We start from the raw sequence: 350 nt of genomic DNA, 5'->3' as shown, positions 1-350 counted from the left end.
GTCTGTGCCTTCCCACATCGTTTCCCACTTAACCATGACTTTGGGACCTTAGCTGGCGRTCTGGGYTGTTTCCCTCTTCACGACGGACGTTAGCACCCGCCGTGTGTCTCCCGTGATAACATTCTTCGGTATTCGCAGTTTGCATCGGGTTGGTAAGCCGGGATGGCCCCCTAGCCGAAACAGTGCTCTACCCCCGAAGATGAGTTCACGAGGCGCTACCTAAATAGCTTTCGGGGAGAACCAGCTATCTCCCGGTTTGATTGGCCTTTCACCCCCAGCCACAGGTCATCCGCTAATTTTTCAACATTAGTCGGTTCGGTCCTCCAGTTAGTGTTACCCAACCTTCAACC

1 rRNA gene is annotated in these 350 nt (G+C 53.7%); it reads right to left on the bottom strand.

Annotated features, from left to right (window positions below):
- Window positions 1–350: ribosomal RNA gene (locus AC1DMK_RS31205) — 23S ribosomal RNA — on the bottom strand; the annotation flags it as partial.

This window comes from Rhizobium sp. 05L419, from assembly GCF_056397845.1.
This window is presented reverse-complemented; position numbering and strand designations above follow the sequence as displayed.